Raw genomic sequence first — 23,995 nt, 5'->3', positions numbered from 1 at the left:
CGCGGGGCACGCTGCGCCCCCTCCCCCGCTTGCGGGGGAGGGTTGGGGAGAGGGTGTTTTCTGCGAACGAGAACCCCGAGAGGATAGAGCCCTCTCCCGGCCTCTCCCGCAAGCGGGAGAGGTGAAGCAAGAAAGCTCACCGCTTGTTGCGGACGGGAACGTTCATGTCCTCGATCTTCAGCTCGCGCACCGGCTCGAGCACGGCCCAGGCGACGTTCGGGTCGACCTTGACCTTGAAGTGATACATGCTCTGCAGCGCCTGATGGTCTTCTTTCCGGAACACCATCTTGCCCTTCGGCGTGTCGAACTCCAGGCCCTCCATCGCCGTGATCAGCTTCTCGGTGTCGGTCGACTTCGCCTTGGTGACGGCGGCGACGACGGACATCGCGGCGGCGAAACCGCCCGCGGTGAAGAAGTCCGGCGGCGCGTTGAAGCGCTTCTGGTGCTCGGCAACCAGCCAGTCGTTCACCGGGTTCTTCGGGATCTCATAGAAATAGTAGGTCGCGCCTTCCATGCCGGGCAGGCCCTTATAGGCCGCGAGCGCCGGCAGGATGTTGCCGCCGGTGGAGAGCTCGATGCCGTAGCGCTTCGGATCCATGTCCTGGAGCTTGGCCAGCGGATTGCCGGCGCCGGCCCAGATCACCCAGATCACCTTGCGGCCCGGCTTGTCCTTCAGCGCGTCGAACAGGCGCTGGCCGACCGCGGTGAAGTCGGTGGTCGAGGTCGGGGCATATTCTTCGGCAGCGAGCGTCGCGCCGGTCTTGGCCAGCGCCTCCTTGAAGGCGGCGACGCCGTCGCGGCCGAAGGCATAGTCCTGCGCCAGCGTCGCGACGGTGACGCCCTGCTTGCCGATCGCGACCGCGTTGGAGATCGCGTCCTGCGACGAGTTGCGCGCGGTGCGGAAGATGTAGCGATTCCACTTCTCGCCGGTAATCTGGTCCGCGACCGCGGGCTCGACGATCAGGATCTTCTTGTTCTCCTCGGCGACGGGGAGAATCGCGAGCGCCGCGGCCGACGACGTCGTGCCGATCGCGATGTCGGCCTTGTCGTCCTGATAGGCTTCCGCGAGCGCGGCTTTGGCGAGGTCCGGCTTGCCCTGGTCGTCCTTGGTGATGACGACGATCTTGCGGCCGTCGAGCGTCATGGTGCCCTTGGTGGCGTATTCAAAACCCATCTTCAGGCCGGTCTCGGTCTGCTTGGCGTAAGCCTCGAGCGGACCGGTCTTGCCGTAGATCAGCGCGATCTTGAGATCGTCCGCCCTTGCGGAGGTGCCCGCGCCGAGCGCGAGAATGGTTGTTGTTATGATGAGTGATCGACGCACGATGGTCCCTCCTGATTTAAAGTTTCTCGACAACAGCGATTTGCACAAGCTTGCGAACATTGCAATTGAACCTTCCGGCGGAGCGGTCTGGCCTCTGCGAGCATGCATCATTTTTGGGCCCGCCTCGCTGCGCCGGCCTCGACCTGGCGCCAGTCCGACTGCGCTTCCTCCGGGCTCTCGAAAATATGCGGCGCGACGCCGCGCTTCTCCAGGGCTTCACCAAGCTTGATGCGCAGGAAGCCCGACGTGGTGTAGCGCGACACGCCGGAATAGAAGCGGTCGACGAGGCTGCGGACCATGGCGGAGTAATCGTCCATCAGCTCCGGCAGGATGGAAAAATTGTCATAATTGACGATGGCGTAGACTCGGCGTCCGAGCGGGGCCAGGCGGGCCTCGACGATATCAGCGATGGTGTCGATCTCGGCCTTGCTGCGTAGCGGATAGCGTTCCAAATTGACGAAGAACAGGTTTTGCTGCTCGTCCAGCGTGAAGCGCTGGTCGAGCGGGATGGTGAGCAGGCGCTCGCGCAGCTCCATCAGGCCGTCGCCGAAGATGCGCGCGTCCATCAGCGCCGGGGCGCGCGGGATCAGCGGCTTGAAATCCATCAGGCGCAGGATGTCGTGCTCGATATCGATGCCGGGCGCGACTTCGGTGAGCTCGAGCCCGTCCGCCCTGAGCTCGAATACGCAGCGCTCGGTGACGTACAGCGTGCGCTGCTTGCGCGCGGCGGCAAACGGGCCGCTGAAGGTGACGTGCTCGACGCTATCGATGAACTTGCGCGACCTGGCTTCGTCGAGGATGACGAGCTTCCCGTCGCGCACCGCGACGCGCTGCTTGCCTGCACCGAACGTGCCGACGAACACGACTTCCTTGGCATTCTGGCTGATGTTGATGAAGCCGCCGGCGCCCGCAAGCTTCGGTCCGAACTTGCTGACATTGAGGTTGCCGGCGCGGTCGACCTGGGCAAGGCCGAGGAAGGCGGCATCGAGACCGCCGCCGTCGTAGAAGTCGAACTGGTAGGGCTGGTCGATCACCGCCTGGGTGTTGATTGCCGCGCCGAAATCGATGCCACTCGCGGGAATGCCGCCGATCACGCCCGGTTCCGCCGTCAGCGTGATGAGATCGATGATCCGCTCTTCATTGGCGACCGAGGCGATCCCCTCCGGCATGCCGATGCCGAGATTGACGACGCTGTTGGCCTTCAGCTCCAGGGCCGCGCGCCGCGCGATGATCTTGCGTTCGCTGATCGGCATCACGGGCAGCGAGGCGGCGCGGACGCGGATTTCGCTCGCGAAAGCCGGATTGTATTGCGTGCCAAAAGTCTGCCAGTGATTCTCCGGCCTTGCTACGACGACGCAGTCGACGAGGATGCCGGGAATCTTGACCTGGCGCGGATTGAGGCTGCCGGCCTCGGCCACGCGCTCGACCTGGGCGATGACGATGCCGCCGGAATTATGCGCCGCCATGGCGATGGCGAGTGCTTCCAGCGTCAGCGCCTCCTTCTCCATGGTGAGGTTGCCGTCGGGATCGCCCGTGGTGGCGCGGATCATCCCGACCTGAATCGGAAACGTCTTGTAGAGCAGGCAGTCCTCGCCGCGCAGCGTGATCAGCTCCACCATGTCCTCGGTGGTGCGCGCATTCAGCTTGCCGCCGCCATTGCGGGGATCGACGAAGGTCCCCATGCCGACCCGGGTGATGTGGCCCGGCCGGTGCGCGGCGATGTCGCGGAACAGATGCGTGATCACGCCCTGCGGCAGGTTATAGGCCTCGATCTGGTTCGCGATCGCGAGCTGCTGCAATTTCGGCGCAAGGCCCCAATGCCCGCCGATCACGCGCCGGACCAGCCCTTCATGCGCGAAATGATTGAGGCCGCGCTGCTTGCCGTCGCCTTGCCCGGCGGCATAGACCAGCGTCAGATTGCGCGGCTTGCCCTGCGTGTAGGGTGCATCGCCCTCGTGGGACAGATAGAGCTCCTCCAGCGCGATAGCGATCTCCTCGGCAAAGCCGATGCCGACGAAGCCGCCGGTCGCCACCGTGTCGCCGTCGCGAATCAGCATGACCGCTTCAGCCGCCGAGACGACCTTGCCCTTCTCGGAATTGCGCAAATAGGGCAGAGCTGGATGGTGGCTCACGGCGTTCCTCCCGCTCCCTGTACCGTATGCCTTGTTGTGCTTGATCTTATCGCGAAGAGCAGCCCCGGAACAGGTTGGTCCTCGCGATGAAAAACGGCAAAGCAGGAGAGCAAGGTCCGCGCCAGATCCCGCAAGTTCGCGCAAACCGGCTGAAATTTGCGGCAATTTCGGCAATCGGCCCCGGGAAGAGCAGCCAGGTGCGGTGTCCGGAATCCGAGACTCCGGACAGTCCCTGTCTCGAAACTCAGACGGCCGCCGATCCCGAGGCGAGGCCGAACTTGGCGAGCTTCTTGTAGAAGGTCGCGCGGGAGATCCGCAGCATCCTGGCGGCCTCGGTGATCTGGCCGTTGCTGGCGGCGAGTGCCTGCTCGAGCGTGTGCTTCTCGAACTCGGCCTCGGCCTCGGCATAGGGCACCACCGTTCCGGCCGGGCGCTCCGGCGGTGCAAGCCTGACCTCGGTGCCGACGGGGAGGATGCGGGCGACATCCTCGCCGGTCAGCCGCCCGGAATCGCTGAGGATCAGCGCGCGCTCGAGGATGTTGCGGAGCTCGCGGACATTGCCCGGCCAGTCGTAACGGGCGAGCGCGGCGAGCGCGCTCGGCGTGATCTTCGCCTTCACGTAGTCGCCCGACGCGCTGATGTCGTCGAGCAGCCGGGCGCAGATGTCAGGGAGATCGTCGAGGCAATGACGTAGCGGCGGCAGATCGACCGAGAGCACGTTGAGACGGTAGTAGAGATCGGCGCGAAACGCGCCATCGCTGACGCGTTTGCGCAGGTCGACATTGGTCGCGGCGATGACGCGGACGTCGACCCTGGTGATCTTGTCCGAGCCGAGCGGCTCGATCTCGCGCTCCTGGAGCACCCGCAGGAGTTTTGCCTGGAGCTGCAGCGGCATCTCGCCGATCTCGTCGAGGAACAGCGTGCCGCCGTCGGCAATGCGGAATTTGCCCTCGCGCCCCCTGCGGTCGGCGCCGGTATAGGCGCCCGGCGCAGTGCCGAAGAACTCCGACTCGATCAGCGTGTCCGGGATGGCGGCGACGTTGACGCTGACGAACGGCTTCTCCACACGCGAGGAGGCATTGTGGATGGCCTGCGCCAGCATCTCCTTGCCCGTTCCGGTCTCGCCGGTGAGCAGCACCGTGACGCTCTGCCGCGCGGCACGGCTTGCGAGCTCCTTGGCCCGCGCGATTCCCGGCGTCGTGCCGACGAAATCGGCGAAGGTGAAACGCGCCGCACGGGCGTTGGACAATTGCCGCCGCGCCAGCCGCAGATCGCTCTCGAGCTGGGCGACGCGGGCGAGGAGGGGCTTCAGGCTCTCGAGATGATCATAGAGCACGAATCCGATCGCGCCGATCACCGTCCCGTTCTCGTCCTCGATCGGCATGCGGGTGACGACGAGCTGCTCGCCGCCGAGCTCCATGATGTCGAGCAGGATCGGCTCGCCGGTCTCGGCCACCTTCCGCATCAGGCTGTTCGGGATGACCTCCTCGATCGACCGGCCGATCGCCTCGGTGGCATGGTTGAGACCGAGTGCGGCAAGATATTTCTCGTTGACGTAGACGACGCGCCCGCCGCGATCGATCGCAATCGCGCCCTCGCAGAGCTTTTCCAGCCGCTCGAACAGCGTCTCCATCGCGCGTGCGCGCAGATAGGCGGGATCGCTGATGGAGGAGGAAGCGGCAGACATGAGATACCTCGGGGAGGTCCGCCTGTGTATTACCAAAAGACCAGCAATTTCAAAGGGAGAATTAGCCGTTTGCGGCGCGCCCCATACTCAGCCGTCGTCCCGGACAAGCGAAGCGCGGATCCGGGACCCATAACCACAGGGAGATGTGATTACGGGGACTAGGAGTGACCATCTCAGCGCCAAACCACATCCTGTGGTTACGGGTCCCGGGTTCGCTTCGCGCCCCGGGACGACAGCGGTATGTGTTGCGCCGCTTGCGCCCTACCTTCGATATCCACTCGCCCGCGAATAGCCCTGGCGGTTTTGCTGCATCGGGCGGCTCGCCACGCTGACCCGCGCCTCGCTGGAGACGGGCGTTGCGAGCTTCAGCTCCTCCAGGAAGATCGGCCGCGAGAAGTAATAGCCCTGCGCGTAGCGGATCTTGGTTGCCGCCTGGAGATAGGCGAGCTCCTCGTAGGATTCGAGGCCTTCGGCGATCACCGTCATGCCGAGCGCCTCGCTCAAGGATTCGATCGCGCGCAAAATCCCCTGGCTGCGCGGCCGCTTATGGATATCGGTGATGAAGGAGCGGTCGATCTTGATCTCGTCGGCGGTGATGTCGGCGAGCGCCGAAAGCGAGGAATAGCCGGTGCCGAAATCGTCGATGGAGATGCCGACACCGAGCTTGCGGAACATCGGCAGGATCTCGGCCTGGAAATGATTCTTGGCGACGAAGGCGTCTTCCGTCACCTCGATCATGAAGCGCTGGGGAAAGCCGGTGTCGTCCAGCGCCTGCGCAAAGCTGCGCATGAACTCGGGATTGCCGGCCTGCTTGGCGGCGACGTTGATGCTGATGGTCGCTTCCGCGCCGAACGTGTCGTTGATCAGGTCGATCGACTTGACGATCTCGGCGAGCACGAGATGGGTCAGCTCGTCGATGAGGCCGAGCTCGCCGGCGAGGTTGATGAACGAGCCCGGCGCCTGGATCACGCCTTCGTCGTCGCGCAGGCGTACCAATGCCTCGATGCCCTTCACGGCCTGTGTGCGGATGTCGACCTTGGACTGGAAGGCGCAGCAGAAGCGCTTTTCCAGGATGGCGAGCCGCAGCGACTGCTCGACCTTCATCCGTGCCTGCGCCTCGCGCTCCATGCTGGTATCAAAGAAGGCGGCCAGTCCCTTGCCGTTGTTCTTGATGCGGTACATCGCGGTGTCGGCGTTCTGCCGCAGCGTCTCGAAGCTGCGTCCGTGGTCGGGATAGAGGCTGATGCCGACCGAGGTCGAGGCGAAGACTTCCGAATGATCGATGAAGAACGGCGCGGTCAGCCGCTCCAGCGTCGACTGCATGAATTCGGCGACTTCCTCCTGGCTCTTGATCGGGGAGAGCAGCAGCAGGAATTCGTCGCCGGAGATGCGCGACAGCATGTCGGAATCGCGCAGGTCGCGCCCGAGCCGCCTCGACAGCTCGACCAGCAGCGCGTCGCCGACGGCGTGGCCGTAATAGTCGTTGATGTGCTTGAAATTGTCGACGTCGAGAAAGGCCAGCGCAAAGCGCTCGTCGCGATCGCGCGCGAGCAGGCTGTTGGCGCGATGCTCGATCACGCGGCGCGAGGGCAGCCCGGTCAGCTCGTCGAAATAGGCCGAGCGGAACAGCTGGTCCTCGAAATTCTTCTGCTCGGTGATGTCGGAGGACGCCGAGATCAGGAGCTCGCGTCCGGCGAGGCGAACGGGACGATGGGTCGTGAGCAGCACCTGGCGCGCCGCGCCCTCGTGAAGCGCTTCCTCGGTAACGACGGCCTGGCCGGCGCTCAGCGCCTTCCGGCAGGCTTCGCGGCGCGGCGCCAGATCGGGTGAGGGACGGCTGCCGTCCATGCCGAGCTGGGCGGCGGCGGCATCGTTGACCAGCAGAAGCTCGCCATGAGCGTCCTGCACGGTGAGGCCTGCAGGCAGCATTCTAACGATTTCCTTGAGAAAACCGAGCTCGGCTTCAGTCGCGCCGGAATATTCATTGTCGTTCATAGAAGTCATGAATCTTGTTGTTTCAGCGCGCCTTTGCAATGGGCGCGATGTTGCGCGGTTCCCTCTTAAGTTTGGTTAAGGGGTACGGAGAAATACGGGGGTGTTTTGCGGCGATGCAACGCGCGCCGAAAATTGTCATTAACAGAGCGTCAACGGCGCATGGGAAAGTGCCGCGAGGTCGTGCCGAAGGCACGGGTGAGGGTTCTATCCTCTGGGGGTCTCTTTGCGGAGACACCCTCTCCCCAGCCCTCCCCCGCAAGCGGGGGAGGGAGCACACCTCCCACGTTGCGACGTTTGAGCCTTGACGGATCTTGCGCTAGCCGCCCTTGGGAATTCGACACTGCATGATGCAATGCAGCCCGGTTTTCAGATACGAGATCTCGGTTCGGCCGTCGAAGGCCGACAGTGCCGATTTCAGCAGCTTGGTGCCGAAGCCGGGCTCGGACACCTTGTCCACGCTCGGCCCCTCGGTTTCGTCCCAGGTGATGGTCAGGCGATCGTCGTTGATGGCCCAAGACACCTGCAATAGACCGCGCGGTGCGGAGAATGCACCGTACTTGCCTGCATTGGTGGCAAGCTCGTGAAACATCAATGACAGCGTGACCGCGAGCTTCGGCGGCAGGAACAGCCGCTCACCATTAAGGGTGAAGCGGACGTGACCGTAAGGCCCGAGCTCAGAGATCAGGAGGTCGCGGATGTCGCACCCGGCCTTGTCGATCCGCGAGATCAGATCGTCGGTTGCGGCCAGCGAGCGCAGCCGGGGATCGACCCGGGCCCAGACCTGGGGCTGCTCGTGCAGCACCTGGTGCAGCACGGCGTGCACCGTCGACAGCTTGTTCTTCAGCCGGTGCTGGAGCTCTTCGACCAGCAGCTTGCGATAATCTTCTTCTTCGATCAGCCGTCTGGAGATCCGGCGCTGCTCCGCCAGCATGGTGCGATAGTGCTCGACACCCCAGATGGTGATCGCGCAGACGGCCCAGTAAAGCGCCAGCAGCGCAAATCGCGCGCGATCGGCAAAAGCATCGCCGAAATTCAGGACGACACCGAGCACGCCGCCGACCAGCGCCGTGACAATGCCGATCCTAAATCCGCCCAGGGCAGCGGCAAAGAACACAGCCGGGAAATACGGCGTGAAGTAGATGTCGGGGCGAATCTGAGCGAGACCCCAGCGGACCAGGGTCGCGCCCAACAGGCAGATCACCGCAAACGAGATGCTCAGACCCAGCGAGGGCGGCGCCGCGCCCTGCCAGCTCTTGCGGAACTCGTCGATCAGCTTCCCCATGCGCAGCCCGGTAGCGATAGGCGTTCGAAACTCGAGCGACCCATGGAGATGTTACGCATGCCGCCCGCATAAGCATAGCTTGCCTTGTCGGAAGCGGGCGCGGATAGTGGCCGCTGCGGCGACGGCGGCCGCCGACATTCGCCATTTGGCATCAAATCGCTCGAAAACAGGAACATTCCATGGGCAGGCTGGACGGCAAGGTTGCGGTGATTACGGGGGCGACGAGCGGGATCGGATTGCGCACTGCGGAAGTCTTCGTTGCCGAAGGTGCCAAAATTGTGATCGCGGGTCGGCGCGTAGCGGAAGGCGAGGCGCTGGCGAAGCAGCTCGGGGCCAATTGCATCTTCCGCCAGACCGACGTCACGGTCGAAGCGCAGATGCAGGCGCTGATCGCGCTCGCAGTCGAGAAATTCGGCAGGATCGATTGCCTGTTCAACAATGCCGGCGGGCCGGCGCAGACCGGCGGCATCGAGGGGCTCGAGGTCGAGCGGTTCGATGCGGCCATGGCGACGCTGGTGCGCAGCGTCATGCTCGGCATGAAGCACGCCGCGCCCTACATGAAGAAGCAGGGGGCGGGCAGCATCATCAACAATGGCAGCATCGCCGGCCGCCTCGCCGGCTTCTCGTCGTCCATGGTCTATAGCGCGGCCAAGGCCGCGGTGATCCATCTCACCAAATGCGTGGCGATGGAGCTCGGCGAATCCAACGTCCGCGTCAACTCGATCTCGCCCGGCGCGATCGCAACCGGCATCTTCGGCAAGGCGCTGGGGCTCTCGACCGATGCAGCGGAGAAGACGCCGGCAGTGATGCGCGAGGTCTACAAGACCGCGCAGCCGATTCCGCGCGCCGGCCTCCCCGATGACATCGCCCATGCCGCGGTGTTCCTGGCCAGCGACGAATCCAGCTTCGTCAACGGCCACGACCTCGTCGTTGACGGCGCCATGACCGGCGGCCGCAACTGGAGTCAGCAGCAGCAGGGCTATGTGGCGCTGCGCAAGGCGTTCGATCAGGGGGCGTAGGGGCTCCGGGCGCGGAATCGTAGGGTGGGCAAAGGCGCGCTCTTCGCGCGCCGTGCCCACCTTGCCTCTTGCGCAAGGAACGGTGGGCACGGCGCTTCGCGCCTTTGCCCACCCTACGAGATCTCGTGCCCCGGACGCAGCGCAGCGCCCCCGGCGATGCGAAGCATCGTCCGGTGCGATGCGCTGCAGAGCCGGGGCCCATCTCTCCAAGCTGAACGTGTCGCAAGATTCTGGGTCCGGGCTCGCGCTTCGCGCGTCCGGGACACGAGGGGCTAAACCGCCTTCACCCGCACCCGCAACCCGTCCCGCGGCTTCGGGATCGGCCACATCTGCCAGTCCGGCTTGTAGCCGGGCTCCAGCGACACCTCGATATTCTCCAGGAAATGCCGCGCGAAACATTTCGCCTGCATATAGGCGAAGTGCAGGCCGAGGCACATATGCGCGCCGCCGCCGAACGGCACGAAGGCGAAGCGGTGGCGGTTGCGCTGGGCGTCCTCGGTGAAGCGCAGCGGATCGAAGCGATCCGGCTCCGGCCAGATCTCCTTCATGTGGTGCGTATAGAGCGGATTGATCCCGACCGCGGTGCCGGCGGGGATCGCAAAGCCCTTGAAGCTGAAGTCGCGCATCGCGCGGCGCGGCATCGAGGGCACGGGCGGCTTGATCCGCAGCGCCTCCTTGAAGGCCATCTCCGTCAGCGGCATCCTTTCGAGATCGTCGAAGCTGCTCGGTGCCCCCGGGGCAAGTCCGAGCGCGAGCACCTCCGCGCGCAGCCTGTCCTGCCAGTCCGGATTGGCGGCGAGCTCGCCGATGAAGGACGTCAGCGACGAGGTCAGCGTGTCGTGCGCCGCCATCATCAGGAAGCTCATATGGTCGATGATGTCCTGCTCCGAGAGCAGCGCGCCGTCCTCATGGGTGGCGCGGCAGAGCTGTGAGAACAGATCGTCGCCGCCATGATTGCCGCGGCGGAGCGGAATCTGCTCCCGGAAATAGGCGACGATGCGCTTGCGTCCCGTCACCCCTCGCGCCATCTGGGTGCCGGGCAGGGGGCGGCGGACCGGCGAGACGGAGGCGGCGACCATGTCGACGAAGGCGCGGTTGATCTCGTCGACCTCCGGCCCGATATCGGCGCCGAGGAACGAGGCCGCAGCGAGATCGAGCGTGAGCTGCTTCATCGCCGGATAGAGCTGCATCTCCCCCGGCTTTGCCTTCCACTGCGCGACGCGCGCGGAAATGCCGTGGTCGAGATCGCTGAGATAGGATTTCATCGGCCCGGACTTGAACGCGACCGACAGAGCCTTGCGATGCAGCCGGTGCTCGTCGAAATCGAGCAGCATCAGCCCGCGCGGAAACAGCAGGCCGAGCACCTTGTTCCAGCCATGCGTCGAGGAGAACAGCTTCTGCTGGTCGAACAGCACGAGCTCGTTGGCCTCGGGCCCGAGCAGCACGACATTGGTCTCGCCGAAAAAGTGCGTGCGGTAGACCAGGCCGTATTTGGCGCCGTTCGCTTCGATATGCCCCTTGGGATCGGCGAGCACCTGAAAGGTCTTGCCAATGATCGGCCAGCCTTCGTCGCCGGGGATGTGGGTCAGCTCGTTGCGCCTGGGAGGGGTGAACTGAAGCGCAGGCGCGGCCACATTCTGCATCGACATCAGGATTGCTCCGGTTGGCACCGGGCCAACATAGCACATCCGCGCACGATGACGCTGCGGCCGTCTTGCGCACGAAATCGTCACACCCACCGCCGTCGTCCCGGCCTAGTGCGCAATTGCGCACGGGCGCCGGGACCATAACCCCAGGGAGAAGTTGTGGTACGAGATAGTAGTTAGCAATCTTCGCCAAACACTATCCTGTGGCTATGGGTCCCGGATTGCGCGCGCTTTGGGCGCGCTTGTCCGGGACGACGAGTGGAGGTCGGGACTTGCCTACGATCACCTACCGCTTCGCCGCTTCCTTCTGCAGATCCGGAGCGTTGACGGCGGGAATGGCGACGCGGCCGGGGCCGGTCACCTTCAGCGCCTCGGCGGCCTTCTCGTTCTCCATGATCTTGGCCATCACGGCCTGGCCCGCGCGCTCGAAGATCGCGCGGTTCTCGATCACGAATTTCTGCGACTTGCGCAGACCGTCGATATAGCCGTTGATCTCGGGCACGACGTAGCGCGCCACCATGTCCCAGCTGCGGCGGGTGGCTTCCGGATTGGCCCAGTCGTGCACGAAGCCGATGATGGCGCCCACGCCGCCGGAGACCTGCATCACGTTCTTGATGGTTTTGACGAGATCGTCGGGCGTGCCGATGGTGGAGGCGGCACCCTCGACGAAGGCGGTCTTGTCCACGGCCTCGTCAGGCGAGGAGAACGCCGTGAGGCCCGGCCGCTGCAGCGTGCCGACATTATACTCGTTGTGCCAGCGCATCAGCCCGGCGCCGGCCTCGCGGCGCGCTTGTTCACGCGTTTCGGCGATGTGCCAGGTCAGGAGCACGCGCCAGTCGGCGCGGTTCACCTTGGTGCCGTGCTTCTTCGCGGCATCCTCGGCGAACTGCCATTGCTGCTGCAGCGACATCAGCCCCTGCGTCGTCATCGATCCCAGCGAGATGATGCCGATGCCGTATTTGCCGGCGAGCGTCATGCCGGAGGGCGAGATCTGCGAGGCCACCACGAATGGCATCTCCTCCTGCAAGGGGAGGATCTGCAGCGCGGCGTCGTTCATGGTGAACCAGTCGCTCTTGGCGGTGACGCGCTCGCCGTTGAAGAGGCGGCGGATGATGCCGATTGCCTCGTCCTGCCGGTCGCGCTGCGTCATCGGGTCGATGCCGAGCGTATGCGCATCGGAGGCCAGCGCGCCGGGGCCGGAGCCGAAGATGGCGCGGCCGCCGGTCATGTGGTCGAGCTGCACCATGCGCTGTGCGACGTTGTAGGGATGGTGATAGGGCAGCGACACCACGCCGGTGCCGAGCTTGATCCGCTTGGTGCGCTCGCCGGCGGCGGCCAGGAACATCTCGGGCGATGCGATCATCTCCCAGCCCGATGAATGATGCTCGCCGCACCAGAACTCGTCATAGCCGAGCGCATCCAGCTGCTCGACCAGGTCGAGATCGCGCCGGAACTGCAGCATCGGATGCTCCCCGATCGGGTGATGCGGGGCAAGGAAGGCTCCGAATTTCAGGCGCGCCATGGCGTTCTCTCCGGCTTTCATTTTCTGTTTGTTGAGGCGATCAGGCTACGTGTCTGATGCCACAAACGCAATCGCGCGATGTCCCGCATGCCGGAATGCAGGCATGCGTATGTCTTCTCCCTCTCCCGCTTGCGCAGATGAGGTCGGGGTGAGTGGGAGTCTCCGCAGGAGCGTGGGAGTTGAGTTCGACATGCATGGCACTAAGAACATCTTCGCCGGCGTGCTCGGCTTCACCTGACGTCGCTGTGGTGTGGTCTCGCACAGTCCGTAAAACCTGTCGCCGCAGGCTCGGCCTCCGGCATCTACGGCACGACAGCGCAGATCGGAAATGCGGCCGGAGTGGCCGGAATCGGCGCGGTGTTCTTTGCAATCAGCGCGCGCAGGATTCCTCGCCTCGCTCGTGCTGTTTGTGACATTCATCATGATCTGCGCCGCATTTCTGGCATGGATGCGCCGTGTATCGGCACGAAGTTGAGGCGCTGCCGTCAATACGTGCGGATTCCTGCGGGATTTCCCGCGATTCTCGTGGGATTGGCAGCGCACGGTCTTTTTATTTTGCAACGCAGCAACTATCTGGTTGGGCTGGACGTTGAATGTCCCCCATCAGGAAGTTGCCGTGTCGTTAGCCCGAAATATCGATCTGTTGAGACGTCTGCCCAAGCTGGACGGTCTGCGCTTTGCCGAGCTCGGCCGCAGCGCGGATTCATCCAGCCCACTGCAAGAGGTCACGGGCTTCGGTGACAATCCGGGGGCCCTGCGCATGTTCGCGTTTGTGCCGGCGCAGCTGCAGAAGCCGCACGCGCTCGTCGTCGTGCTGCATGGCTGCGGGCAGACCGCGGCCGCTTACGATCTCGGCGCGGGCTGGTCGACGCTCGCGAAGCATTACGGCTTCGCGCTGTTGATGCCCGAGCAGCAGCGCATCAACAACGGCAACACCTGCTTCAACTGGTTCAATCCGGAGGACACCGCGCGGGACAGCGGCGAGCCGCGTTCGATCCGCGAGATGATCGCGCATATGATCGAGGCGCACCGCATCGATTCCAGGCGCGTCTTCATCACCGGCCTGTCGGCTGGCGGCGGCATGACGTCGGTGATGCTCGCGACCTATCCGGAGGTCTTCGCGGCCGGTGCGGTCATCGCCGGATTGCCTTATGGCATCGCCTCGAATTTGCGCGAGGCGCTCGACGGCATGTTCCATTCCCCAGCGCGCCCCGCGCGCGAGCTCGGCGATCTCGTGCGCAGCGCCTCTGATCATCGCGGGCCCTGGCCGAAGGTCTCGGTGTGGCACGGCAGCGCCGATCGCACCGTCAATCCCGACAATGCCAACGAGATCGTCAAGCAGTGGCTCGATCTGCATGGTCTGCCGGAGATGCCGATGGCGGAGACCAATGTCGACGGCTATCCGCGCCAGGCCTGGTGGAACAAGGACGGCGAGACGCTGGTCGAATCCTACGCCATCACCGACATGGCGCACGGCACGCCGCTCGGTCTTGCCGACAACGATCAGCGCTACGGCATGGAAGGCGCATTCCTGATCGAGGCCGGCATTTCCTCGTCCTACCACATCGCAAAGTTCTTCGGCCTCACCGGCTGGATTGCCGACGCGGCAAAGGCGGAAGCCAAGCCCGCAACGAAGCCCGCGCTGACGCCCGCGCCGCATCTCGCCCGCTCGATCCGCACCGCGGTCGCAGAGCCCGCCGAGCCGAAGCGTGAGAAGTCTCACGGCTTCGATCTCGGTCAGATCATCACGCGCGCGCTCACGGCGGCCGGGTTGATGAAATAGCTCCATCCCCAGTCGTCCCGGACAAGCGCGCCCCAAGCGCGCGCCGATCCGGGACCCATAGCCACAGGCGGATGTGGTTGCGGGGACTCGGAGTTATCAGGCCGCCCCAAACTCCTCCCTGTGGGTATTGGTCCCGGATTGCATGTTGTTGGCGTCTTCCTGATGGAAGATCGGACGCCGGCGGGACCTCGCGGTCCCGGAAGATCTTGACGATCGTGCAGATCTGGAGGCCCGCCGGCGCTGCTGGGTCCGGGCACGAACGGTAGAGAGGGCTAATCGCCCGTTTGCAATCCAGTGCTCGCTCCGGACCCGACTATGATGAGGGAGGTCGGTATGAGCGGCAAGCGTATCATTGGAATTGATGTCGGCAAATCCTGGTTGGATGTGGCAGCGGAAGGCTGCGAGCGCGTGCGGCGGTATGGCAATGATGCGGCCGCAATTGCAGCCCTGGTTGAGCAGCTCGATCCCGCTGAGGACCTCGTGGCGTTCGAGCGCACCGGTGGCTGGGAGCGGAACCTGGAAGCGGCGCTGGCGGACAGGATGATTCCGTGGGCCGTCGTTCACTCGCAGCGGGTCAAGGCTTTCCGCCAAGTGCGAGGGATCAAGGCCAAGACAGACCGGATTGATGCGCGGTTGCTGCGAGACTATGGGCGCGACCGCTTGAATGCCGGCGAGCTGCGCCTGGGCCGCCGGGAAGATGTAACGCTGGATTGCCTGATGGCGCGCCAGCGGCAGCTCAAGGCGATGCGGCATGCGGAGGCCTGCCGCCTGGCAACCGCGCCATTGGACGCGGTCCGCAGCTCCATCGAGCGCATGATTGCTCATCTGGACGAAGCTCTCGCAGCGATTGCTGTCGAGCTTGCCCGGCACGAGGACGAACACCCGCAGCTGGCATTCAAGGAAGAGGTTCTGTGTAACCAGATCGGCGTTGCTGAACAGACCGCACGCGGTCTGTTGGCGCTGCTGCCGGAACTCGGCAGGTTTGGCTGCAAGAAGATTACGGCGCTCGGCGGATTGGCTCCCCGCGTTCATGAGAGCGGAAGCATCCGCAAGCGCCGCGGGCTGGCGCCGGGGCGCACGTCAATCAAGGTTGTCCTGTTCAACCCAGCGCGCACGGCAATGCGGTTCGACCCGCAGATCAAGGAGTTCTGTAGCCGGCTGCGGGCACGGGGTAAGCCCGGCAAGGTGATTATGGTCGCTGTGATGCGCAAACTGCTGGTGCGGCTGAACGCCCAGCTGCGGGATGCCATGGCCAAGGCTCCCGCTGCAGCCGCGGCACGCTGAGGCGTCGATCACGGCAGCCACTCGCGGCATCGGGCGCAGATCGTCAAGGCTGGCCGGAGGCCACCGCCGAAGGCGGGGCGCAGCCGCCTTGACGATCGAGCACGATGCCGCATCCTCCGCGTTCGATCGATCCCTTGACACGCAAGACGGTAGATCTGCGCTTGCGCTTGTCCGGGACGACAGCGGAGTGCGTGGCTACCCCGTCTGATCAATCACCTCGATCGGCGTCACCGTCACCTCGCCGCCGGCAACCTTCCGCGTCATTTCCTGATAAGCCCTGAAGAAGTCGCGCGATTGCAGCGCCTTTTGCGCGGCATCGTCGCTGGCGCTCGCGAGATGGAAGTAGCTGCGGTCGTCGCGGGCCTTCAGGACGCGGTATCCGATCCGTCCCTTCAGCTCCGGATCGCCGTCGATCGCCTTGATGAAGCGGCCGATCTCCCGGTGCCATTCCTCCGTCGTGCCGTTCTTGAACTGGTATCTGATCATGAAGTGCTTCATGTGACGCTCCTTACTTCGTCTTGTGCGTCATCATCTGCGGCTTGCGCGCGATCCCGCAAGTATGGACAAAATTGATAGTATGGACTTTTTCGCCGCCGCTCCTATGCTTCCGCGCGCTGGCTGCGCATGGAGGAGACGACATGGCGAAGGCAAGAGCGGCCCCGGCGCGCGCCTGTCCGGTCGCAGCGTTTCAGAAGATGATCAGCGGCAAGTACAAGCTCCGCATCGTCTGGGACCTCAAGGACGGCCCGCGCCGCTATGGCGAGATCAGAAGCGGCCTGCTGCGCGGCACAGAGGGCAGCGCCGAGATCACTCCGCGCGTGCTCAGCCGCGAATTGAAGGCGCTGACGATGAGCGGCCTGATCGACCGCAAGGATTTTGGCGAGGTGCCGCCGAAGGTCGAATACCGCCTGACCCGCAAGGGCAAGAGCTTCGTACCTGTCGTTGCTGCCATTCGCGAATGGGGCGAGCGCAATCTCAGTGAAGCGACGGCGCTCGTGGACGCCGCCGAATAAACCTACATCTCGCCCGTAATGAACGGATTGGTCATCCGCTCCTGGCCGATGCTCGAGCCGGCGCCGTGGCCACAGATGAAGCCGACATCGTCGCCGAGCGGCAACAACTTCGTCTTGATCGAGTTGATCAGCGTGGCGTGACTGCCGCCGGGCAAATCGGTGCGGCCGACCGAGCCCGCGAACAGCACGTCGCCGACATGGGCAAAACGCAAGTCCTTGTTGAAGAACACCACGCTGCCGGGCGAATGACCCGGGCAGTGCAGGATGTCGAACGACAGGCCGCCGATCGACACGCTGTCGCCCTCGTCGAGCCAGCGGTCAGGCGCGAAATCGCGTCCTCTGGTCATGCCGAAGCGCGCGCCGCTTGCGACGACGTTGTCGAGCAGGAACTTGTCCGCGACATGCGGGCCCTCGATCGGCACCTTCAGCGCATCGCGCAGCTCGGCCGCGCCGCCGACATGATCGATGTGGCCGTGGGTCAGCCAGATCTTCTCCACGGTGACGCCGGTCTGCTTGACCGCATCCAGGATCTTCGGCACGTCGCCGCCGGGATCGATCACCACGGCCTTCTTGGAAGGCTCGTCCCAGATGATGGTGCAGTTCTGCTCGAACAGCGTCACGGGAACGATGATCGCGCCCGCCTTGGCTTTGGTGTCGTCTTGCTCGCTCATGAGCTCACAATGCTGATTTTTGCCAGGTCGCCAAGCAAAAGATTCGGGCCAACCGGAACGAGCCCGGGAACACCCGTCACACGGCCGTCCCAATTGGCCTGCCAATTTGAACCGGGGCGTTGCTGTCGCGTTCTCCCGCGCAAGGCGCAGATTTTGGGTGGTCTTTCGGCATGGCTCACGGCAACGAGAATTGGTGGCGCGACGGCATCTTCTATCAGATCTATCCGCGCTCGTTTCAGGACTCGGATGGCGACGGCGTCGGCGACCTCGCCGGCATCTTGCGGCGGCTGCCTTACATCAAATCGCTCGGCGTCGATGCGATCTGGCTATCGCCGATCTTTCCCTCGCCGATGGCGGATTTCGGCTACGACATCTCGGATTATGTCGGCATCGAGCCGCTGTTCGGCACGATGGCGGAGTTCGATGCGCTGCTCGCGGCCGCCCACGACCATGGCCTGAAGCTGATCCTCGACCTCGTGCCCAACCACACCTCCGACCAGCATCCCTGGTTCGTCGAGAGCCGGTCCTCGCGCGACAATCCCAAGCGCGACTGGTACATCTGGCGCGATCCGGCACCCGGCGGCGGCATGCCCAACAACTGGCTGTCCGAGTTCGGCGGCAGCGCGTGGCAGCTCGACGAAACCACGGGTCAATATTACTATCACGCCTTCCTCGCCCAGCAGCCGGATCTCAACTGGCGCAATCCTGACGTCCGCGCCGCGATCTACGACGTGATGCGGTTCTGGCTCGACAAGGGCGTCGACGGTTTTCGCGTCGACGTGATCTGGCACCTGATCAAGGACGCCGAATTCCGCGACAACCCGCCGAACCCGCATTATGTCGAGGCCCGGCCGCCGAACGAAAGGATCCTGACGCAATACTCGACCGACCAGCCGGAGGTGCATGAGGTGATCGCCGAAATGCGGCGTGTCACCGATTCCTATGGTGCTCGCGTCTTGATCGGCGAGATCTATCTGCCGCTGCACCGCCTCATGGCTTATTACGGCAACGACCTCACCGGCGCGCAGATGCCGTTCAATTTCGCGCTGCTCTCGACCTTCTGGAGCGCGCGCTCGATCGAGAAGATCATCGAGGATTACGAAAAGGCGCTGCCGCGCGGCGCCTGGCCGAACTGGGTGCTCGGCAATCATGATCGCCCGCGCGTGGCGAGCCGTATCGGGCCGGAGCAGGCCCGCGTCGCGGCCATGCTGTTGCTGACGCTGCGCGGCACGCCGACGCTTTACTACGGGGACGAGATCGGCATGCACCAGCTCGCGATCGCGCCGGAGGACGTGCGCGATCCCTTCGAGAAGAACGTGCCCGGCATCGGTGTCGGCCGCGACGGCTGCCGCACGCCGATGCAATGGGATTCGTCGAACTTCGCCGGTTTTTCGCAAGTGAGGCCGTGGCTGCCGCTGCCGGAGGACCATATTCGCGAGAATGTCGCCAATCTCGAGGCCGAGGCGCGCTCGATCCTCAATCTCTACAAGCGCCTGATCGCCGTGCGGAAGAGCTGTCCTCCGTTGGTTGCGGGCGATTATCATCCGATCGCCGCGCAGGGCGATCTCCTGATCTACCGCCGCGAGGCCGGCGGCAGCGCGGTGATCGTGGCGCTCAATCTCGGTGCTGATCCGATCGCGGTGACCACCAGCGCGATCCGTTTCGGCAGCAGGATATTGCTGTCGACGTTCCTAGACCGCGAAGGTGAGGGGATCGAGGGCGTGCTGGATCTACGCGGCAATGAAGGCGTGGTGCTGGCGTCGCCCTAGGCGTCGCTTTCGCCGGGAGAACGGCGGAGGAGGTGGCCACCGCTATCTCCTCGTCATTGCGAGCGCAGCGACGCAATCCAGTCTGTCTCCGCGGAAGCAGACTGGATTGCTTCGTCGCAAGAGCTCCTCGCAATGACGATCGTTGAAACGGCGGAGCAGACTCGAGATTTCCAGCTACCCCGGATGCTTCTTCCCGCTCGCGGCGTCGTCATCGATGTCGCTCCGCTTCAACAGATAATCCAGCCCGCCGACGCGGTACCAGCGGTAGCCATATGGCTCCAGCACGATGCGATGCTGGCCGCGCTTGTCGGCGTGGCTGTGGTCCTCCGCGAGCAGATTGATCAGGTGCGCGCCGGTCTCGCCTGATAGCCCCGTCGAGAATGCGACCTCGCGCGGCTTCTCGTCGAGATTGTGCACGAACAGCACCGAATTGTTGCGCCAGTCATAGCGCATGATGAACACCGCGGGATCGCGCACGGGAATGATCGCAAAATCGCCCCAGCCGACTTCCGGCACTTCTTTCCGCATGCGAACGATGCGCTCGGTCCAGTTCAGCATCGAGTTCGGATCGCGCCGCTGTTTTGCCACGTTGACGTGCGGAAAGCCGTAGGGCCCCTTGTCGATGACCGGGCATGTCGGCTTGTCGCTCTTGGTGAAGCCGCCATGCGGTTCGGTCGACCATTGCATCGGCGTGCGCGCGCAATTGCGCTCCGGCAATGTGAGATCGTCGCCCATCGCGATCTCGTCGCCGTAGCGGATCACCGGTGTCCCCGGCAGCGTGCACATCAGGCTGTAGGCGAGCTCGAGCCGCCTGCGGTCGCCGCCCAGCATCGGTGCGAGCCGCCGGCGGATGCCGCGGTCGTAGAGCTGCATGTCCTTGTCGGGGCCGAAGCATTTGAAAACAATGTCCCGCTGCGCCTTGGTCAGGCGCCCCAGATCGAGCTCGTCGTGATTGCGCAGGAACAGGCCCCATTGCGCTGTCGCCGGCCGCGGTTTTGTCGCCTTCAACGCCTTCGCCAGCGGACGCGAATCGGCGGATGCCAGCGCGTAGAACAGATGCTGGTTGACCTGGAAGTTGAACATCATGTGCATGCGGTCGGCGTCGCGGCCGAAATATTCCATGTCCGTCTTCGGCAGCACATTGGCTTCCGCGAGGATGATGGCGTCGCCCTGCCGCCATTGCAGGAATTCGCGGAACGCACGCAGCATGTCGTACTGCTCGACCGGCTTCTTCACCTTCGCGCCCTTGGTCGCGATGACGAACGGCACCGCGTCCATACGGAAGCCGCAGACGCCGAGCTGAATCCAGAAGCCCATGATCTTCAGGATCTCGGCCTGCACATGAGGGTTCGAAGTGTTGAGATCGGGCTGGAAGTCGTAGAAGCGGTGGAAGTACCAGGCACCGGCTTCCTTGTCGCGCGTCCAGGTCGATTTCTGCACGCCGGGAAACACCATGCCCTTGTCGGCGCCGGCCGGCTTCTTGTCGGACCAGACGTACCAGTCGCGATAGTACGAGTTCTTGTCGCGCCGCGCTTCCTTGAACCAGTGGTGCTGGTCCGAGGTGTGGTTGACGACGAGGTCGATGATGATGCGGATGCCGCGCTGCTTGCAGCCATGGGTGAACTCGACGAAATCGCCGAGCGTGCCGTAGCGGGGATCGACGCTGTAATAATCGGCGACGTCGTAGCCGTCGTCGCGGCCGGGCGAGGTCTGGAACGGCATCAGCCAGATCGTGGTGATGCCGAGCCCGTGCAGATAGTCCAGCCGCCGTAACAGGCCCTTGAAATCGCCGATGCCGTCGCCATTGGCATCCATGTAGGAGCCGACGGAGAGGCAATAGATCACGCCGTTCTTGTACCAGAGATCGTCGATCATGCGCGAGCAGCCCCGTGGTCCGCCGAGGCGCGGCGGCAGCGTGATAAGTGCGTGGGGGAGGGGAGGTTCCCGCGCTCTCGCCTCACACTTGCTGTCGTCCCCGCGAACGCGGGACCCATATCGCGTGATCTATCGGTCGTGGGCCGGTCGAAGTACAGAACGACGAGTCTGCACCAAACTTCCCCGCGTTCGCGGGGACGACAGCTGAATATGGGGCCGCAGTTCGCTTCCATCGAACAGTGTCCGCCCCCTACGGAATCGGCTATCCTTCCCCCCATGGACAACACTGCCCGCATCACCCTCGTGCCGTCACCCGACCGCCGCCAATCCGAGACGGCGCTCGCGATCGCGCGTGGCACGGCGCGGCTGCTGCGCTCGCTCGGCTTCTCCTGCATCAGCGAACTGCCGTTGCCGTCGGGCCGGCGCGCCGATCTCGTGGCGCTGAACGAGCGCGGCGAAATCTGGATCGTCGAGATCAAGTCGTCGGTCGAGGATCTGCGCGCCGACCAGAAATGGCATGAATACCGCGCTCATTGCGACCGGCTGTTCTTCGCCTTCACGCAGGATCTGCCGTGCGAGATCTTCCCTGATGACACCGGCCTGATCATCGCCGACGCCTATGGCGCGCACCTGCATTGCGAGGCGCCCGAGCACAAGCTGGCTGCCGCCACGCGCAAGCAGATGACGGTGCGCTTTGCGATGGCGGCGGCCTTGCGGATCAACCGCCTGGTCGACCCGCAGGGGCACGCGGATTTTTGGGAATAGGACGGTCTCGTGTCCCGGACGCGCTGCAGCGTGAAACGCTGCTGCGCGGAGCCGGGACCTAGAAAGCGGCAATATCCCTGAAGTCATGGGCCCCGGCTCTGCAGCGCACCGCTGAAGAAGCGCTGCGCTGCGTCCGGGGCACGAGTGCTACGAAAACTTACCTTGGCGCGCGCTTGGCCAGAATTCGCTGCAAGGTGCGGCGGTGCATGTTGAGCCGGCGCGCCGTTTCCGAAACGTTGCGATTGCACATCTCGTAGATGCGCTGGATGTGCTCCCAGCGGACGCGGTCGGCGGACATCGGGTTGGCCGGCAGCTCGGATTTCTCCGCGCTGGTCGAGAGCAGTGCCGCGACGACGTCGTCGGCGTCCGCGGGCTTGGAGAGGTAATCGATCGCGCCCATCTTCACTGCGGTGACGGCGGTGGCGATGTTGCCATAGCCGGTCAGCACGATCGCGCGCGCATCCGGGCGCTTCTTCTTCAGCGCCGAGACCACGTCGAGGCCGTTGCCGTCGCCGAGCCGCAAATCCACCACCGCGAATGCCGGCGCCGACTTGCCGATCTGGGCCAGTCCGTCCGACACGGTGTCGCATGATGTCACGGCAAAGCCCCGTGTCTCCATGGCGCGCGACAGCCGCTCCAGAAACGGCTTGTCGTCCTCTACGATAAGAAGCGAGCGGTCGCTCTGTTCGTTCAGTTCGGCGATGGCGTTCAAGGTGTTGTCCTCTCTCCAGCGCATTGACATATGGCGTCGCAATCGCGCGGTGCCAAGGCGGCAAATAGTCGGTCCGCCCCGTTGTGCGACGCAAGGCCGCGGCTATCCTATTGTTTCTTCGAGCGTCTCGATAGTCTCAAAACGCTGCCTGGGCCACGTGATCTGAACCACCGCACCGTGGTCCGGAAAGATCCGGTTGGTAAACGAGACCTTGGCGCCGGTGCGTTCGAGCAAGGTGCGCGCGATGAACACGCCGAGGCCCAGGCCACGCCGTTCGCCGCCGCCGTCGTCCTGGGTGCGTCGCCGCGACAGATAGGGCTCCCCGATCCGATTGAGGATATCGGGCGGAATGCCCGGTCCGTCGTCGGAGATCACGAGTTCGATATTGTCCTTGTTCCACCAGGCGTTCACCTCGACGGTGGTGCGGGCGAAATCGACCGCGTTCTCGACGATGTTGCCAATGCCGTAGAGAATCGCCGGATTGCGCGAGCCGACCGGCTCGGCCGCCGCGGCCACTGCGATCCGCACCTTGATATCGACGCCGAAATCGCGGTGCGGGGCCACCACCTCCTCCATCAGCTCCGACAGCTTCATGCGATCGAACGGGGCGCCGGTAGAGGAGAGCTGGGTGATCTTGCTGAGGATGTCGCGGCAGCGCTGGGTCTGCTCCCGCAAGGTCTTCAGGTCGGCGGCAATGGTTGCGTCCTTCACCGTCTTTTCCAGCTCGCGCGAGATCAGGAAGATCGTCGCGAGGGGCGTGCCAAGCTCGTGCGCGGCGGCGGCAGCGAGACCGTCGAGCTGGGTCAGGTGCTGCTCGCGTGTCAGCACCAGCTCCGTTGCGGCCAGCGCGTCCGCAAGCTTGCGCGCCTCCTCGGTCACCTGGAACGAGTAGAGGCTGGTGACGCCGATCGCGAGTGCGATCGAGAGCCAGACGCCGACGAGATAGATCGGCGGCAGCACCAGCGGATCGTCGGAATCCCACGGCAGCGGAAAATGGAAGAAGAACAGGATCGACGCGCAGGCAACCGCGAGCAGGCCGAGCCCGAAGGTGAAGCGGGCCGGCAGCGCCGTGGCCGAGATCAGCACGGGCGCGAGGAACAGGAACGAGAACGGGTTCTGCAGTCCGCCGGTGAAGAACAACAGACCTGCCAGCTCGACGATGTTCAGCGCGAGGAGGCCAGCCGCCTGCATCGGCTCCAGCCGCTGCATCGGATTGGCCGAGGTCTGGAGCGCCAGATTGAGCGCCGCCGACAGGGCGATGATGCTGACACAGGGGACGATCTCGACATTGAACTCCAGTCCCTGTGCCACGATGAAGATCGCGGCGAGCTGACCCAGCACCGCAAGCCAGCGCAGCCGCAAGATCGTGTCCAGCCGGATATGCCGCTGCGCGTGGCGGAAGTCGGAATCGGCAATTTCGGTCATATCGGCCAATGTGGCGGTGCCTTCTAAGGTCACGAACGATGGGCTGACGGAACCACCGGATGACAAGCGCTTACATCAAGCCTTGCGCTCCCCG

Annotated in this window: 18 protein-coding genes; 6 read left to right on the top strand and 12 right to left on the bottom strand. The window is 64.3% G+C overall.

Going from position 1 to position 23,995, the window contains the following annotated elements; translation table 11 throughout:
• Positions 1–136 precede the first annotated feature (136 nt).
• The 5 genes from ACVIIV_RS06450 to ACVIIV_RS06430 all read right to left on the bottom strand — a co-directional run bounded on the left by ACVIIV_RS06450 (position 137) and on the right by ACVIIV_RS06430 (position 8,417).
• Entirely contained in the window at positions 137–1,321 is a 1,185-nt protein-coding gene (locus tag ACVIIV_RS06450; protein ID WP_456743453.1) for a substrate-binding domain-containing protein, read from the bottom strand.
• A 107-nt stretch (positions 1,322–1,428) separates the two neighbouring features.
• Positions 1,429–3,453 (bottom strand): acyl CoA:acetate/3-ketoacid CoA transferase, encoded by a 2,025-nt coding sequence (locus ACVIIV_RS06445; RefSeq protein ID WP_456743452.1) that lies wholly within the window; start codon positions 3,451–3,453, stop codon positions 1,429–1,431.
• Between the two features lie 244 nt (positions 3,454–3,697).
• Positions 3,698–5,140, bottom strand: coding sequence for a sigma-54 interaction domain-containing protein (locus ACVIIV_RS06440; RefSeq protein ID WP_456743451.1), 1,443 nt, complete (start codon positions 5,138–5,140; stop codon positions 3,698–3,700).
• 261 nt (positions 5,141–5,401) lie between these two features.
• Positions 5,402–7,135, bottom strand: coding sequence for a putative bifunctional diguanylate cyclase/phosphodiesterase (locus ACVIIV_RS06435; RefSeq protein WP_456748675.1), 1,734 nt, complete (start codon positions 7,133–7,135; stop codon positions 5,402–5,404).
• Positions 7,136–7,451: 316 nt separating this feature from the next.
• Entirely contained in the window at positions 7,452–8,417 is a 966-nt protein-coding gene (locus ACVIIV_RS06430) for a sensor histidine kinase (protein WP_456743450.1), read from the bottom strand.
• A 179-nt stretch (positions 8,418–8,596) separates the two neighbouring features.
• Here ACVIIV_RS06430 and ACVIIV_RS06425 point away from each other — a divergent pair, with 179 nt between their 5' ends.
• A complete protein-coding gene (locus ACVIIV_RS06425; RefSeq protein WP_456743449.1) occupies positions 8,597–9,436 on the top strand; it encodes an SDR family NAD(P)-dependent oxidoreductase in 840 nt (279 codons plus the stop codon).
• Between the two features lie 272 nt (positions 9,437–9,708).
• Here ACVIIV_RS06425 and ACVIIV_RS06420 read toward each other — a convergent pair whose 3' ends face one another.
• Together ACVIIV_RS06420 and ACVIIV_RS06415 are read right to left on the bottom strand one after the other, a co-directional pair.
• A complete protein-coding gene (locus tag ACVIIV_RS06420; RefSeq protein ID WP_456743448.1) occupies positions 9,709–11,085 on the bottom strand; it encodes a cytochrome P450 in 1,377 nt (458 codons plus the stop codon).
• Between the two features lie 283 nt (positions 11,086–11,368).
• On the bottom strand, positions 11,369–12,604 hold the full coding sequence (locus ACVIIV_RS06415; RefSeq protein WP_456743447.1) for an LLM class flavin-dependent oxidoreductase: 1,236 nt from the start codon (positions 12,602–12,604) through the stop codon (positions 11,369–11,371).
• Between the two features lie 616 nt (positions 12,605–13,220).
• Here ACVIIV_RS06415 and ACVIIV_RS06410 point away from each other — a divergent pair.
• Positions 13,221–14,387 carry an extracellular catalytic domain type 1 short-chain-length polyhydroxyalkanoate depolymerase gene (locus ACVIIV_RS06410; RefSeq protein ID WP_456743446.1) on the top strand — a complete coding sequence of 389 codons (1,167 nt, stop codon included), beginning with the start codon at positions 13,221–13,223 and terminating at the stop codon, positions 14,385–14,387.
• 333 nt (positions 14,388–14,720) lie between these two features.
• Positions 14,721–15,671 carry an IS110 family transposase gene (locus ACVIIV_RS06405; protein ID WP_456742750.1) on the top strand — a complete coding sequence of 317 codons (951 nt, stop codon included), beginning with the start codon at positions 14,721–14,723 and terminating at the stop codon, positions 15,669–15,671.
• 195 nt (positions 15,672–15,866) lie between these two features.
• On the opposite strand, the gene ACVIIV_RS06400 is transcribed toward ACVIIV_RS06405, so the two are convergent.
• Positions 15,867–16,169, bottom strand: coding sequence for a hypothetical protein (locus tag ACVIIV_RS06400; protein WP_456743445.1), 303 nt, complete (start codon positions 16,167–16,169; stop codon positions 15,867–15,869).
• Between the two features lie 140 nt (positions 16,170–16,309).
• Between ACVIIV_RS06400 and ACVIIV_RS06395 the strand changes: the two genes are divergently transcribed.
• Positions 16,310–16,684 (top strand): winged helix-turn-helix transcriptional regulator, encoded by a 375-nt coding sequence (locus tag ACVIIV_RS06395; RefSeq protein WP_456743444.1) that lies wholly within the window; start codon positions 16,310–16,312, stop codon positions 16,682–16,684.
• Positions 16,685–16,686: 2 nt separating this feature from the next.
• Here the strand turns inward: ACVIIV_RS06395 and ACVIIV_RS06390 are convergent, their stop codons facing one another.
• Positions 16,687–17,355 (bottom strand): MBL fold metallo-hydrolase, encoded by a 669-nt coding sequence (locus tag ACVIIV_RS06390; protein ID WP_456743443.1) that lies wholly within the window; start codon positions 17,353–17,355, stop codon positions 16,687–16,689.
• 170 nt (positions 17,356–17,525) lie between these two features.
• Here ACVIIV_RS06390 and ACVIIV_RS06385 point away from each other — a divergent pair, with 170 nt between their 5' ends.
• Positions 17,526–19,124, top strand: coding sequence for an alpha-amylase family glycosyl hydrolase (locus ACVIIV_RS06385; RefSeq protein WP_456743442.1), 1,599 nt, complete (start codon positions 17,526–17,528; stop codon positions 19,122–19,124).
• Between the two features lie 174 nt (positions 19,125–19,298).
• On the opposite strand, the gene ACVIIV_RS06380 is transcribed toward ACVIIV_RS06385, so the two are convergent.
• Positions 19,299–20,999 carry an alpha-amylase family protein gene (locus tag ACVIIV_RS06380; RefSeq protein WP_456743441.1) on the bottom strand — a complete coding sequence of 567 codons (1,701 nt, stop codon included), beginning with the start codon at positions 20,997–20,999 and terminating at the stop codon, positions 19,299–19,301.
• 276 nt (positions 21,000–21,275) lie between these two features.
• On the opposite strand from ACVIIV_RS06380, the gene ACVIIV_RS06375 reads away from it, so the two are divergent.
• The gene (locus ACVIIV_RS06375) at positions 21,276–21,764 is read left to right on the top strand and encodes an MmcB family DNA repair protein (RefSeq protein ID WP_456748674.1); all 489 of its coding nucleotides are present in this window, start codon (positions 21,276–21,278) and stop codon (positions 21,762–21,764) included.
• Positions 21,765–21,921: 157 nt separating this feature from the next.
• On the opposite strand, the gene ACVIIV_RS06370 is transcribed toward ACVIIV_RS06375, so the two are convergent.
• Both ACVIIV_RS06370 and ACVIIV_RS06365 read right to left on the bottom strand, forming a co-directional pair.
• Positions 21,922–22,476 carry an ActR/PrrA/RegA family redox response regulator transcription factor gene (locus ACVIIV_RS06370; protein ID WP_456743440.1) on the bottom strand — a complete coding sequence of 185 codons (555 nt, stop codon included), beginning with the start codon at positions 22,474–22,476 and terminating at the stop codon, positions 21,922–21,924.
• A gap of 102 nt (positions 22,477–22,578) precedes the next feature.
• Positions 22,579–23,901, bottom strand: coding sequence for an ActS/PrrB/RegB family redox-sensitive histidine kinase (locus ACVIIV_RS06365; RefSeq protein WP_456748673.1), 1,323 nt, complete (start codon positions 23,899–23,901; stop codon positions 22,579–22,581).
• Between the last annotated feature and the right edge of the window lie 94 nt (positions 23,902–23,995).

The organism is Bradyrhizobium sp. USDA 4354 (assembly GCF_054060315.1).
Note: the sequence above shows the minus strand (reverse complement) of the source record. Positions and strands in the feature narration are given on the sequence as shown.

What these genes read in the sequence shown, in the direction of transcription:
- ACVIIV_RS06365 (WP_456748673.1), bottom strand. Translation starts at nt 23,901, where the DNA reads ATGACCGAAATTGCCGATTCCGACTTCCGCCACGCGCAGCGGCATATC.
- ACVIIV_RS06390 (WP_456743443.1), bottom strand. Translation starts at nt 17,355, where the DNA reads ATGAGCGAGCAAGACGACACCAAAGCCAAGGCGGGCGCGATCATCGTT.
- ACVIIV_RS06420 (WP_456743448.1), bottom strand. Translation starts at nt 11,085, where the DNA reads ATGTCGATGCAGAATGTGGCCGCGCCTGCGCTTCAGTTCACCCCTCCC.
- ACVIIV_RS06435 (WP_456748675.1), bottom strand. Translation starts at nt 7,135, where the DNA reads ATGAACGACAATGAATATTCCGGCGCGACTGAAGCCGAGCTCGGTTTT.
- ACVIIV_RS06385 (WP_456743442.1), top strand. Translation starts at nt 17,526, where the DNA reads ATGGCTCACGGCAACGAGAATTGGTGGCGCGACGGCATCTTCTATCAG.
- ACVIIV_RS06415 (WP_456743447.1), bottom strand. Translation starts at nt 12,604, where the DNA reads ATGGCGCGCCTGAAATTCGGAGCCTTCCTTGCCCCGCATCACCCGATC.
- ACVIIV_RS06380 (WP_456743441.1), bottom strand. Translation starts at nt 20,999, where the DNA reads ATGATCGACGATCTCTGGTACAAGAACGGCGTGATCTATTGCCTCTCC.
- ACVIIV_RS06375 (WP_456748674.1), top strand. Translation starts at nt 21,276, where the DNA reads ATGGACAACACTGCCCGCATCACCCTCGTGCCGTCACCCGACCGCCGC.
- ACVIIV_RS06405 (WP_456742750.1), top strand. Translation starts at nt 14,721, where the DNA reads ATGAGCGGCAAGCGTATCATTGGAATTGATGTCGGCAAATCCTGGTTG.
- ACVIIV_RS06430 (WP_456743450.1), bottom strand. Translation starts at nt 8,417, where the DNA reads ATGGGGAAGCTGATCGACGAGTTCCGCAAGAGCTGGCAGGGCGCGGCG.
- ACVIIV_RS06395 (WP_456743444.1), top strand. Translation starts at nt 16,310, where the DNA reads ATGGCGAAGGCAAGAGCGGCCCCGGCGCGCGCCTGTCCGGTCGCAGCG.
- ACVIIV_RS06400 (WP_456743445.1), bottom strand. Translation starts at nt 16,169, where the DNA reads ATGAAGCACTTCATGATCAGATACCAGTTCAAGAACGGCACGACGGAG.
- ACVIIV_RS06425 (WP_456743449.1), top strand. Translation starts at nt 8,597, where the DNA reads ATGGGCAGGCTGGACGGCAAGGTTGCGGTGATTACGGGGGCGACGAGC.
- ACVIIV_RS06440 (WP_456743451.1), bottom strand. Translation starts at nt 5,140, where the DNA reads ATGTCTGCCGCTTCCTCCTCCATCAGCGATCCCGCCTATCTGCGCGCA.